This window comes from Kiritimatiellia bacterium (genome assembly GCA_028715905.1).
Lineage (GTDB): Bacteria > Verrucomicrobiota > Kiritimatiellia > JAAZAB01 > JAAZAB01 > JAQUQV01.
Genome location: JAQUQV010000007.1, coordinates 16029 through 28869 on the forward strand (window position 1 = coordinate 16029; position 12841 = coordinate 28869).

9 protein-coding genes and 2 tRNA genes are annotated in these 12841 nt (G+C 55.1%); 4 read left to right on the forward strand and 7 right to left on the reverse strand.

The genetic code is table 11. The annotated features are described in order from the left end of the window. Positions 1-8: 8 nt before the first annotated feature. Positions 9-782: an acyl-ACP--UDP-N-acetylglucosamine O-acyltransferase gene (gene lpxA, locus PHP98_02720; protein MDD5482555.1), complete on the reverse strand. Its 774-nt coding sequence runs from the start codon at positions 780-782 to the stop codon at positions 9-11. After that, a complete protein-coding gene (fabZ, locus tag PHP98_02725) occupies positions 779-1225 on the reverse strand; it encodes a 3-hydroxyacyl-ACP dehydratase FabZ (protein MDD5482556.1) in 447 nt (148 codons plus the stop codon). Before fabZ ends, lpxA begins: the two co-directional genes overlap by 4 nt. Before the next feature lie 112 nt (positions 1226-1337). On the opposite strand from fabZ, the gene PHP98_02730 reads away from it, so the two are divergent. Then, on the forward strand, positions 1338-2642 hold the full coding sequence (locus tag PHP98_02730) for a YhjD/YihY/BrkB family envelope integrity protein (GenBank protein ID MDD5482557.1): 1305 nt from the start codon (positions 1338-1340) through the stop codon (positions 2640-2642). Positions 2643-2812: 170 nt separating this feature from the next. Next, a tRNA-Ser gene (locus PHP98_02735) sits at positions 2813-2900 on the forward strand. Positions 2901-2926: 26 nt separating this feature from the next. On the opposite strand, the gene PHP98_02740 is transcribed toward PHP98_02735, so the two are convergent. From PHP98_02740 to PHP98_02750, 3 genes are all read right to left on the reverse strand, one after another. Then, positions 2927-3154, reverse strand: coding sequence for a hypothetical protein (locus PHP98_02740; GenBank protein ID MDD5482558.1), 228 nt, complete (start codon positions 3152-3154; stop codon positions 2927-2929). A 272-nt stretch (positions 3155-3426) separates the two neighbouring features. Continuing rightward, the gene (locus PHP98_02745; protein ID MDD5482559.1) at positions 3427-3687 is read right to left on the reverse strand and encodes a hypothetical protein; all 261 of its coding nucleotides are present in this window, start codon (positions 3685-3687) and stop codon (positions 3427-3429) included. 248 nt (positions 3688-3935) lie between these two features. Beyond that, a tRNA-Pro gene (locus tag PHP98_02750) sits at positions 3936-4012 on the reverse strand. A 124-nt stretch (positions 4013-4136) separates the two neighbouring features. On the opposite strand from PHP98_02750, the gene PHP98_02755 reads away from it, so the two are divergent. Next, positions 4137-5021, forward strand: coding sequence for a class I SAM-dependent methyltransferase (locus PHP98_02755; protein ID MDD5482560.1), 885 nt, complete (start codon positions 4137-4139; stop codon positions 5019-5021). 90 nt (positions 5022-5111) lie between these two features. Here PHP98_02755 and PHP98_02760 read toward each other — a convergent pair whose 3' ends face one another. Next, entirely contained in the window at positions 5112-8405 is a 3294-nt protein-coding gene (locus PHP98_02760; GenBank protein ID MDD5482561.1) for a UvrD-helicase domain-containing protein, read from the reverse strand. Next, the gene (locus tag PHP98_02765) at positions 8402-11230 is read right to left on the reverse strand and encodes a PD-(D/E)XK nuclease family protein (protein MDD5482562.1); all 2829 of its coding nucleotides are present in this window, start codon (positions 11228-11230) and stop codon (positions 8402-8404) included. The genes PHP98_02760 and PHP98_02765 overlap by 4 nt, the downstream gene beginning before the upstream one ends. A 437-nt stretch (positions 11231-11667) precedes the next feature. On the opposite strand from PHP98_02765, the gene PHP98_02770 reads away from it, so the two are divergent. After that, entirely contained in the window at positions 11668-12495 is an 828-nt protein-coding gene (locus tag PHP98_02770) for a helix-turn-helix domain-containing protein (protein ID MDD5482563.1), read from the forward strand. The last annotated feature ends 346 nt before the right edge of the window (positions 12496-12841 follow it).

Consider the following 12841-nt stretch of genomic DNA (forward strand, 5'->3'; position numbering starts at 1 on the left):
AAATCCGCCTAGCGGGCGATGCCGCGTTCGGATGAGGCAATGAACGCTGTCAGGTGCTCCAGTTCCGGGCAGGGGGAAAGTTCTTTTTTGATTTTTTCAAGGGCCTGTTGCACGGTCAGATTCTGGCGGAAAATAATACGGTGCGCCTTTTTCAGGGTATTCTGTGTTTCCGGGGGCACGTTGCGTCTTTGCAGGCCGACCGTGTTCAGGCCGTGGATGGCGGCCGGGTTGCCGTCCGCCATCATAAAGGGGGCGATGTCCTGGTTCGCCTTGGAGCATCCGCCGATGATGCACATGCGGCCGACCCGGACAAACTGATGGATGCCGCAGAGTCCGCCGATGATGGCGCCGTCCTCAACGACGACGTGCCCGGCCAGGGTGCCCGCATTAGAAATGATGACCTCGTTGCCGATCAGGCACTGGTGGGCAACATGGGAATAAGCCATGATATGGCAGCGCGCTCCGACGCGGGTCACGTCGCCTTCATTGGTGCCGGAATTGACCGTAACGTATTCGCGCAGGGTCGTCTTTTCCCCGATTTCAACGAAGGTAATCCCCCCCTTGTATTTCAGGTCCTGGGTTTGAGTGCCGATGCTGGCAAACGGGAAAATGACGCACTGCGGGCCGATGGTTGTCCAGCCGTCAAGATAAACATGCCCCATGATTTTTGTTTCCCGGCCGATCTTGACGTGCGGGCCGATGACACAATAAGGGCCGACGGCCACCTCCGCGTCAATTTCAGCGCCTTTCTGCACGATGGCGGTTGGATGGATATCGGTCATGAATGCAGCTTGTCGTTGGTAAGCATAAACAGCAGTTCGGCCTCCGAGGCCAGCTGGCCGTCGGTGAGGACCTTGCCCTGGATTTTCATGACGCGCGCGCGGCGGGTGATCGTGCGCACTTCAATGCGCATCTGGTCGCCCGGCAAAATTGCCTTGCGGAATCTGGCCTTGTCAATCGCCATGAAGAGCGGGATGTAACTGCGTTCGCCCGTTATGCGGTTCAACAGCACGCCGCCGGCCTGGGCCATGGCTTCCAGCTGGAGCACTCCCGGCATGATGGGCATGTTCTGAAAATGACCCTGGAAAAAATGTTCGTTGATGGTGACGTTTTTAACGGCCACGATATATGATTTGTCGTCGCATTCAATCACGCGGTCAATCAGCAGCATCGGGTAGCGATGCGGCAGAATTTGCATTATTTCTTTTATCTCAATAATTGCCATGGCGTTTTTTTTTACTCCTCGTTCCTCATGTATTCATGGTTTTTACAGTTGCCGATTGAAAAAAAATGTATATCATAATCAATTGCGCGCGTAAACCAAAAATTGTCACAACTTGAAAAACAAAAGATTCCAACTGCTTTCGCGTCTGCTGGCCGGGCTGGCTCATCGCGCGGCGTTTGTCTGGCTTATCCTGCGCGAATCAATCAAGGCTTTTGTTTCCGACATAAATTTTGAATTTGCGGCCACTTTGACTTATTATGGTTTTCTCTCGCTCATGCCTTTCCTGCTGCTGGTTTTCTATCTGATGGGGCTCTTCCTGCGGTCGTCGGACGCGGTTCTTGCCACGGTAACCGAAATGGTGCATTCGTTTTTTCCCGCTTTTACCTACGATATTCTCAACGAGTTGATGGCCCTCTCGCACCGCCGGACGTGGGGAATCGTCGGCGTCGTGCTTTTGCTCTGGGCCGTTGTGCCCTTTGCCGGGACAATCCGGTTCGCTTTCGGCCGCATATTCAAGACCGCGCGGAAATACAATTTCATGGTCAACAAGCTGTTTGACATGGCGGCGGTAATGGCCCTCCTTGCCCTCTTCATGATGCTGGTGGCCGGAAAAATTTTCTACGCGTTGAAGGCCGGCGTTGTCTCGGCAAAAATGGGCGCCGTTTTTCCGATCTTCAATTTTATCGTGGCGCCCGCTCTGCTTCTGGCGGGGCTGGCGTTTTTTTACCTTGTCTTCTGTCCGGTCCGTCCGCGTCTGGCGGAGATTATGACCGGGGCCATCCTGGTGGCCGCGCTGCTGGGGATTATCCGCCCGCTCTTCGGCGTTTTTCTGCGCATCAACCCCGGTTACGGCTACGCCTTCGGCTCTTTGAAGACCATTTTCCTGATTTTGATCTGGATTTATTGCACGTTTGTGGTTATCCTGCTCGGCGCGGTCGTGATCGCCGTCATCCGCCGCCGGGAGGCTTTGTTGTTAAAGGGGCTGTTTCACGGCGCGCATCACGGCAAAAACAGGTTGTCCTGTCTCCTGTTGAACAAGTTGATCAGGGAGTATGATCCGGGCGATGTGGTTTTTTCCGAGGACGAGCCGGGCGGTGAAATGTATTTTGTTTTTGACGGCGGGGTGGATTTATCCAAGGCCGGCCGCATTCTGAAACGCGTCGGGCCCGGCGAATATTTCGGCGAAATGTCCATGTTGATCAACACCCCGCGCACCGCCACCGCCACGGTGGTTTCCGAGGATACCCAGCTGATCGGCGTCAACGCCGGCAACTTTGACGCGATTATGCGGGAAAATCCGGATATTGTCCTGGCGCTCCTTAAAGAAATGGCCGAACGGTTGAAAGCGATGAATTTCGCCCTGATGGCCGGACCGGCTCCGGCCGGATTAACAAAACGGGCGTGTCAAATAAAATGACGCTTTAACTGGAGACACATGAATTTCAATCGTGCCGCAAAAAACGCGGAATTGGGGTAGGATCCGAACCCCTGTTCGGCGATGTATGTTTCGCCGTCCGGAATCGCCGCATGGGGATGCGGCTCCTACGTCTATCAAATACAGTTGCCGCTTTTGCGGTCTAATTAACTGGAGAGGTGGCAGAGTGGCCTAATGCGGCGGTCTTGAAAACCGTTGACCCGCAAGGGTCCGGGGGTTCGAATCCCTCCCTCTCCGCCAGTTTTCATTTTCAGAGTTTTGAGCTATTATTCACACCGCAATACCCATGCAACATTGCCGAACAACGCAAAAGGCCACAGCAGGAGTAGCCGGGTTAAACCACCTTCCGTCTCGCTGTCAAAGCCTGTTCCTTTCTGATGCTGGAGTAAAATGGCCGCCACCGTCGCGGCCACGGACGCAATGAAACCCAACGGAAACCGCCGGATGCCTCCGATCGGAAACTGCAGAAATATTGCTCGGAATTTATTTTTCATCCTTTGGTCTCCTTTCAATTCTTTTGTATCCAGCATACACAATGTTCGTTTTCTCTATTGAATCCAATTTGTCACGGTCAATTTCTTTCTGCCAGCAGTTTTAACGCACGCGCCTTATCCTGTTTCTAGGTATTCCGGGTCATCCCATCAATGATTTCCCTTCATTGCTCATCCCGGCTTTTTGCCCCGTTCATCAGCAGTTTCGGCATGGCCGCCTAGAGCGCTACCCTGAATTGCTCACGGCCGGGATGGCGGCAACGAGACGCCTTTTTTCATTCATCCCTATAAACCGTGTCCCAGAACAGATATTCAAATTCCACGCCCCGTTTATATGCGGCCCTCATTTTTTCCCTGAGTTCTTCGGCGGCGTTTTTCATGTGATACTCGACCAAATCAACGAAAGCCCTGGTGTCGCTTTCCTCCCAGGATATTGTTCCGTATTCGTCAATCCATTCCTGGTAGGGATTGCCCTCGACTTGTTTTGATTCCTTCATGTCGTGTGCGACCTGGTAGTAAATCCAATTGCACGGCAAGGATTGCCGTCAATCCAACTGCAAACGGCTCGCAATCTGCGGTTTTTATCAGATACGAATTATACGATTCCGTTGCCGGGTTTGGAGCAGACTCCAGCAAGTCCCGGTTCGTGATATTGTATTTTTCAAAATAGACCATATGCACGGCGGCGATTTCCCCGTCGATTCCTTTTAGCGCCGCAACAATGAATTCCCTTCCCCGCTCGTCCGGCGATTTTGCCAGCAGTATCTCGTAGACCCTTTTGGAATGGTCGGAGCGGAGGGATTTGAACCCTCGACCTTTTGCACCCCAAGCAAACGCGCTACCAGTCTGCGCTACGCCCCGATAACCAGGCAGGATAGGGGGTAAGCGCAGAAAAGTCAATTTTAATTGCCCCCGCTTTTGGGTGTAGATTCAATTTCAGTGTTGATGACAGCCCTGTTTGCGGCTACTCTGGCTTTCACGCGCCATGACCGGTATAACACAATCAAACAAACTGCTCGTCGCCGACCAATGGGTTGACTACGCACTGCTGGACTGCGGCGAAGGGCAGAAGCTTGAGCGCTGGGGGAAATATGTCTTCATCCGGCCCGATCCGCAGGTCATCTGGCCGAAAGTTTCTCCCGGCTTGTGGAAGAATCCCGACGCGGTTTACCGCCGAAGTCCCAGCGGCGGCGGCGCCTGGAATTTTATCCATCCGCTCCCCCCCTGTTGGACGATAAATTACCGCGCCTTGAAATTCAAAGTGAAGCCCACGGGCTTCAAACATCTCGGGCTCTTTCCGGAACAGCAGGCCAACTGGGACTGGATCATAACCGCGGTACAAACCGCGCGCCGGCCTGTTTCGGTCCTGAATCTTTTCGGATACACCGGCGGCGCGACAATGGCGGCGGCCTCGGCCGGGGCGATGGTCTGCCACGTTGACGCCGCGCGGGGCATGGTGGACTGGTGCCGCGAAAACGCCGGTTTGTGCGGCCTGGCCGATGCGCCGATAAAATACATTGTGGACGATTGCCTTGCTTTTATCCGGCGCGAAATCCGGCGCGGGAAATCTTACGATGCGATCGTCATGGACCCGCCCTCGTTCGGACGCGGTAAACGCGGCGAGGTCTGGAAACTGGAGGATAATTTGTGGGAACTGCTGGATGAATGCCGGAAATTATTGTCTTCCAATCCGCTTTTCATGCTCATTAACGCCTATACCGCTAACCTTTCGCCGCTGGTGCCGGCCAATATGGCGCGGGCCGTTTTGCGCGGCCGCGGCGGCCTGCTGGAGAGCGGCGAAATCGGCTTGCCGTCCAAAAGCGACGACAAAATCCTGCCCTGCGGCATTTACTGCCGCTGGCAGGCGTGAGAAGCGGATTGTTTTGCGCCTTTATCAGAGTCTATACCGTTCCATTAGACCCCATTTCTCAAAGCATGCTTTTTTTGCACGATATCCGGATTAACCAGTCACAATTTTTCCCGAAACCGTGAAGAGCAGGCAGGCTTCAATATCGCTTTCGCGCAGATTGAGCAAGGACGCCAGTGCGCGGCGGTAAAGGGCGATTTGTGGCTTGTAACCGAGGCTGATTTCACTGATTTTTTCGGGAGCGGTCGCCCGGTTGCTTTTATAGTCAATGATTTTTGCCGAGATGGGCGCGCCGCTGTCCGCGCGCCGGATAACCACACGGTCAAAAATGCCTGAGACCCATTTGCCGGCCAGAATTACGTCAAAGCTTTTTTCGCGCCACAATTCGGCCGGCCCGGCGGGTTGGGCGAGGGCGGCCCTGATTTCGGTTCCGGCCATCGCGCGCAAAAATTGTTTTTTGACGTCGCGTATAACCTTGTCCGGGCAGGAGGGCGCGGGCTGCCAGGCGCGGATGATTTCATCCGGCCGGGCGTTATCGCTCCATTCCACCCGGCGGAAAAGCTCATGGATGGCGCTGCCGAAATGCAGGACTTCCGCGCTTTCATCCTTGAAGAGCCAGGCGGCGTTCAGCGGGATTTTTTCCTCAAGCGATGGTTCTGTTTTTTCCAGAAACGCGCGCCGCGCTTTTCCGGGAGTTGCGTTTTTCTTCCGCTCCGGCGTTTCCGGCGTGGGAAATTGGCCGGGCTTTTCTTTTTCAAACCAGCGCGGGCTGCCAATTTCATAAAGGAGTTCCGCGGGTGTCCGGCGCGGCCCGCTTCCAATGATGATATTCCGCGGCGGCGTATTTGCCGGCAATTGTTCTTCAAGGAACGCCGCCATGTTGAAGCATTTTCTTTTCTGTGTCCGCGTGAGGAGGTAGAGCGCCTTTTTCGCGCGGGTCATTGCCACGTACAAAAGGCATAAATTGTCAAGCGCCGCCAGATTATCGGCCTCGTCCAGGCTTTGTTTCAGGACCGGGTCGCAGGCGGCGGTTTTCCGGTCGGGCATTGTCAGTATCCAGCCCGGAGAATCGGGCCCCCGGGCGCTCCCGGTCAGGAAGTCAATCGCGCCGGCGCTGTTCATTTTCTCGCCGGCGTTCAGGTCGGGCAGGATAACGAGGTCAAACCCGAGTCCCTTTGAGGAGTGAATGGTCATGATATGGACGCAGCCTTTTGCGTCGGAGGCTTCGCGCAGGCCGTATGATTCCACGGTTTTTATGAACAGGCCGATGTTCCGGTCGCAGCGGCTGTCAAACTGGCCGGCGATTTCCAGCATCTGTTCCAGGCGCAGCCGGCCGAAATCGTTGAGCGCGCCGATTTTGTCCGCCCAGAAACGAATGGCCGGCTTAAAGCCCTCGTTTTGTATTTTGCCGAGGAGCATGAAAGGAAGCTCTTCCGGGGAAAGTTTGTTCTTATTCAGCCAGCCGCCCAGCGGGCTCATCAGCAGGTGCTGGCGCGCGAAATTATCGGCGGGGTGTTCCGCGTAGCGGAAAAGGTCCAGGATGACCGTAACGAGCGGGCTGTCAAGCAGGACGGTTTCGCCTTCATAGGATATGTTCAGGCCGGGACAGCGTTGGCGCAGGAAATCGGTGATGGTTTTGCCGGTTTTATTCTTGCGCACGAGGATGGCGGCGCTCAATCCCCTTGCCGGCGGGTTAATATGTTCTAGGAGCGCCGCCAGCAGTTCAAATTGTTCTGTTTCCTCGTGGTATTCGGCGTTTTGCGGCGGAGCCGGACGGATGAGGGCGGTATAGCCGTCCGCCGGCGCCTGTTTCCCGCATTTGTGCTTTTGCCATGCGGCGCTCCAATTCGCGCGCGCCGCGGACGGGATGGCCGGTTCGGATTTTACACCCCATGTTTCCGGCAGACGGGAGAAAACTATATTTACCGTCTCCATGACCGGGGGGGCCGAGCGCTGGGTTTCGTTCAACGGCTCATTGACGATTTTTTTACCGTAGCGTTTCAGGACGCCCGCGAACAGCTCCGGATTGCCGCCGCGCCAGCGGTAAATGGTCTGTTTCACGTCGCCGACGTAGAAGAAACTGCGCGTGCCGGTGTCATCCTGCAGGATTTCGTCCGCCAGGTTTTGCAGGACCTGCCATTGCAAATTGCTGGTATCCTGAAACTCGTCAATGAGCCAGTGGTCAAATTTTGCGTCAAGCCGGTAATCAATGAAAATGCGGTTTTCCCCGGCCGCGCTTTCGGCCGTCTCCGGCGGTTGACGGCGGCTGATGACGGCTCCGCCGGAAGCAAAGCCGCGCGGAACAAGGATCAACTGGGCGTCGGTAAAGGTCAGGCGGCCGGTCTGGAGGAGCGCTTTCTCATACTCCCTTTCATACATGGCCATCACTTTGAACATGCCCCCGGTCCTTTTGAGCAGGCGCGAGAAATGGATATAAAAAAGGTTGTGATAGAAGCGGCGGAATGCGCGGGCGATTTCATCCGGCAGGAGATATTCCCGGCGGTTGTATTCAATTTTCAGCTTAACGGCCTTTCTGTTAATTATGTTTTCAACGAGCTGGCTTTGGATTCTGCCGTTAATGAACAGGTCCGCGTTCCATTCCGAACCGGCGTCAAAGGCCGTTAGGTTTTCCGCCAGTTTCAACAGGCTGTTTTTCATAGCCGCATGCCAGCCGGTCAGGCCGTCTATAATGCGCGCGGTTTCCGCCGCGTTTTCAGGCGTTGTCCCCGCCGGCGGGTTCAGCCACCAGGGGGGATCTTCCCAAATAAGGCCGGGATTGCCCCATGAATTCTCCTCCGGCAGGTTGATAAAGGCCGTGCGGTAATCGTTCAGGAAGCCGAAAAGGCTGTCGGCGAATGATTTTTTCTCCATGCCGAGCGTGGCCTGCCGCAATGATTCCAGAAAAATATCCGCGCCGGCTTTCCCGATTTTTTTTGTATTGCAGACGGCCGCCATGACTTCCTCGCGGAAAAATTCCGCGTCGGCGCTGTCATTATCCATCAGGTCAAATTCTGCGCCGTTCAGGCCGAGTTCCAGCGGAAAAACCCGGATAATGCCGACGATAAAACCGTCAATCGTGCCGATATTGACCGCTGGCAGGTTTTCCACAAAAGAGCGCAGGATGGCGCGGTATTGACCGGCGGTTATCCGTCCGGCTTCCATGTATTGCGCTGAAAGCTTTGCCCGTTCCGGGCTTTGCGACGCCCCGGCCAGGTAACGCACGATGGCGTCAAAGATTTCGCCGGCGGCCTTGCGCGAAAAAGTCAAAGCGCAAATACGGTCGGGCGGCACGCCGCGGGCGAGGAGGCCCATGTAGCGGTGGGCAAGCCGGAAAGTCTTGCCGGAGCCGGCCGAGGCGGATATGGCTTTATGTTGAAAAGGCGTCATTTTTTTGCGTCAAAAAGCGCGGCGATTTTTTCCCCCTCAAAATAAGCGCGCATGTCTTTGCCGAAAAGCTCCTCAAAATCGTCGTAGGGGACGTTGGCGGCCGGCGGCCAGAAGACGCCCCGCTGGATTCGTTCAATTATTTTTGCGGCGGCCTTTCCGGCCGATTCCGCCAGCGCTCCGTCAAAATTTTCCCATGGCGCGATGCCGGATTCGGAGGCCGCCCGCGGCAGGTTAAAGTAACAGAGCTCCGCCGTTGTTTTTTTTCTGGACAAGTCCGTGTCCCGGAACATCAGCAGGTACAGAGGCAATTGCAGGTCCAGCCACCGTTCGTTGCCGTTTTGCCCGGCCATGGCGTAATCCGGTATTTCCTTGAAAAATTTCCTGATATGGGCCTGGGCGGGATTTATTGCGGAGTCGGAGGTTTTGTAGTCAATAATCCGCGTCTTGCCGGTGTTCCGGTTGACGTCAATCCGGTCAATTTTGCAGGCGATTTGAACGCCCGCTATTGTCAGGCGGCCGGCCAGCTCGCGCGCGGCGATCTCCCAGCCTTCGGACGCCGAGCGGGCCTGGCATCTGGCGAAGGCCTTCAAGCGTTGATCGGCCACGGCGCGCGCGTAGCGGATTGGGAAAGAGTCGTTTGTCCCGTAAATTTTTTTAAAGTAATTATGCATGAGGCCGTGCAGATATTTTCCGAGCGTATTCTGGTCGGCGGAATTTCTGATTTCAGGGTTTGCGGCGAATTTTTCAAGGACGGCGTGGATCATGGTGCCAAAGTCCGGCGCGTCCAGCTCGCGCTTGCTTCCGGTCCGTTTCATTCTTAAAATATGTTTTAAATAAAACCGGAAAGGGCAGGCGAGGTAGTCGCGGAACTGGGTGGCGTGCAGTTCGGCCGGCCAGGGTGGTTCCTTGTTGCCGGCCAGGGGCGCGGCCGGGTCAAGCTTGAAGGTTATTGAAAACGGCGGCTTGTGAGGATTGTCTTTCGCCTTGCCGAAGATCAATCCGGCCCTTTCGGCCAGTTGTTCGTCCGGGCAGCGGAAGAGCAGACGGGAAGGTTTCAGCGGGTCGCCTGCCGCGGTTGTTTTGCCAACGATCAGGATAATCCTTCCGTGTTGGCCGCGGGAAGCTGTTATTAATGAGAGCAAATAAGCGTCCCGCGCGAAGCGCGTTTTGTTGTTCCGCAGGCCGAGGATTTCCTTGAGCGAATCCGGCAGGAAAATATCGCTTTTTTTTGTGTCCGGCACCCGGCCCTCGTTGAATCCGGTGATAATCATGAGGGGGGCGTCGTTCCAAGCCAGTTCCAGCCAGCCGTTGAGGTCAAGCATGGCTCCTTCGCGCCGGCGCGGCAGAGAAATTTCATCCAGGCCGGCGATGATCAGTTGATTGATGAGCCGGGGCGGCAATTCCTTTATGTACGGCCAAGCATAGGTTATTTCATTGAGAGTTTCGGCAATGCCGGCGGCCGCGGCCTTGAAATCAAGCTCCGCGCTGGATTCTCCGGCGATTGTTTTTGAGGAAAAAGTCTGTGCGAGGAACAGGCGCAGCGCCTCCTGGGGCGGATTTGTTTTTGCCGCCGCCAGTATTTCGTTGATATATTTCAAGGCGATTTCCAGGTTGGGAAAATCATTATTCTTTTTCAGCGCCGTTTCCATGTCTCCCAGGGACTGCGGCAGAGTTCGGTTTTGAAGCCGGTCCAGTTCCGCCAGCAATGCGGAACAATCAACTTGGCGCTTTTCCCGCAGATAATTGAGGGTATCCGTCCCGTGCAAAAAAACGGCGGCATCGGCGAAGGACGAATTCTCAACCATTCGGCGCCAGGATTGGACCAGCCAGTACAAATGGTGGTCCTTAAGGGGGCGGTCCGCCGGGTCAAAGGTTGTGATTTTTTCATTTGCCAGTTTGTCCTGCAGGCAGGGGATAACATCGCGGTCGGGGACGCCGATACATATGTCGGCCGCGGCGTATCCGGCGCGCCGGATCAGGTCCATGACGCATTGCGCCTGGTCGGCCGGCTGGCCGGCAACGATGATGTTTTTTTCCGGCGCGGGAATCTCAATAATCCGCTCCGGCCATTTTTCCGGCAGGGGGCGTCCGAAATCGTCAAAATGGTCTTTCAGTTCTTCGGGCGCCATGACCAGGATTTCAATTTCCATCCTTTCCGATAATTTATTGAGGGCTGCCAGCGCCAGCAAAGAGGGGTCCGGCACGGAAACCATTACGATTTTATTGACGCCTTCGGGCGGAACGGGCGCGCGGGCGGCGGCCAGTTTGAGCGCAATCGGATCGGCGTCGCCGGTCGTTTTCAGGTTTTCCAGGTATGATTTTTCTATGCCGGCGAGGTCCTGCCAACGCGGCAGTTCCTGCAGGCGGGCGGCGTATTTTTCAAGCACGGCGTTGACGGAAAACCCTCCGTCGGAGAGTTCATCGCGCAGGCGTTGAATAAGGCCGGCGATTGCGCCCGCCCGCCGGTTGTTGCTTTGCGGCCCGCCGCGCGGGAAAAGAGCGGGACAATCGTCCGGGCGCAGGTTGAGCAGGGTTTTTATGAGGCTGCTTTGAACGATCGGGGCGGCGGCCGGACGTTTCGCATCCCCCGCCGTCTGGACAAAAAAAAGGGGCGTAACGATGCGCGCGCCGAGCAGGGCGGTTTTTTTCAGCTGGCAGAGAAGCGTCATTTTTTCGCGCAGCCGGCGGCCAGCCTCGCGGGTTGGCGCAACAATGAGGGCTTTTTCCATGTTTGCCAGCGGCGGGGCGGCGTCCTTGAGGATGAAACTTGCGGCGGCTTCGGCAACCGGTTCATTCCATCCCAGAAAATGGATTGTTTTGGACATGGCGGATAAAAATCACCTGTCTTTCTATATTTTTACAATAGCGGTCGGAGGGAATTCTGTCAAATTCAAGTTTTGGGCCGGCATTTCATGCGATTTGTTCCGTGTTGACATTTCCGCAAGGAAAACGTTTGATATGAATAACCGTGGTTGCGGAACGTTGATCAATTACGAGCGTTGCCGTAAAGTTTGATGACGGGAAAAAGGCATAAATTGGGTTGCGGGCATAAGCCCGCCTGAAACCGTTCCATTTAAACATGATACACTTTTGCGTAGAAGTTTAAATAAGACCGGCGGATCGCCAGCCGGGAAAGTTTTGGATGGCGGCGCTGCCGCCTTAGACAGGTCGCATTTTGCGCGCGTCCCGGAAATATCTTTTTTCCTCTTCGGCCAGCCTGGCGCGCGGTAAAAAGCGCATGCCGTCCCGGATATGAGAAGATATGTCTGAAACAAATGTCTTTATTTTCGCCGACCTGATGCGCTGGGTTGAGGAGGAAACCGGCTGCGTGGTCAATTTCCACGAGCTTCTGCCCCTTTCCGAGATCCCGGCCCTGAAACTACCACAAGAACTTTACGGCCATCACGGCCCATTCTGCGAATTCGTCAAGCTGCAGGGCAACATGGCGCGGTGTCTTTCCGAAAAACAAAAGAGCCTGACGCGCGCCATCTCCGGCCGCCCCTTTGAAAACATCTGCCGTTACGGCTTATGGGACTTGTGTTATCCGGTCGTCTTTGAAGGAAAAACTGTCGGCGTGTTGTATCTGGGCAGCTTGCCTTCCGGACGAACAATCAAAACACTCGGCGGTAAAGCCTACTCCGGCCCCGCCCTTCCTCGGGTCACCACAGAAAAGAAAAAATTACTGAAGCGGAAGGCTGAATTCCTGGCGGATTTCATAAAGCTGGCGCTCGCGCGCCGCCGCAGACAGGGGCTTGAAATTCCGCTCCGGAAAAAGAAGGGATTTTATGTTCAGACAGTTGAGACTTTTATTAACAATCATTACCGAGAGGATATTTCCCTGCATGACTTGGCCATGCGGCTAAACTGCCATCCGAATTATCTTGGCCGCATGATCCGGCGCGCCAGCGGGAAAAACTTTCGCCGGCTTCTGGCGGAATTCCGGGTTAAGAAAGCCAAGCCGCTCCTGGCGGTGGAACATTACAGCGTGACCGATGCCGCCATTGCCTGCGGGTTTGCGGACGTAAATTATTTCAGCGCCGTGTTTCACCGCCTGACGGGCATGACGCCGAAAGAATTTGCCGGGTCATAACCGCATGGCGTTATAATGCCATGCGGTTTCTTTTTTCAATCCAACGCTCCCGCATGCGCTTAACGGCGCGGCGCTTTGTGTATCTGTTATCAATAACAAAAAATAATGTATGTGAATTTTGCACGCGAAGCGCGCAAAATTCACCCGAAGGACCGTGATGCGCCCGTAATAACGGGCGCAAACGGGTATGAACAAAGCGGAGAATGTAAAATCCTGGTGGCGGCTAACGATGCAGTGCTCTTGCACATAAGCAAGCCGTGATTGCAACGCGATCAAATGTCCTTGCCTCTATTTTGGAACCACTTTTAAGACTGTTTTGAGCTGAGGCTCGTTGGGCTTTTGACAC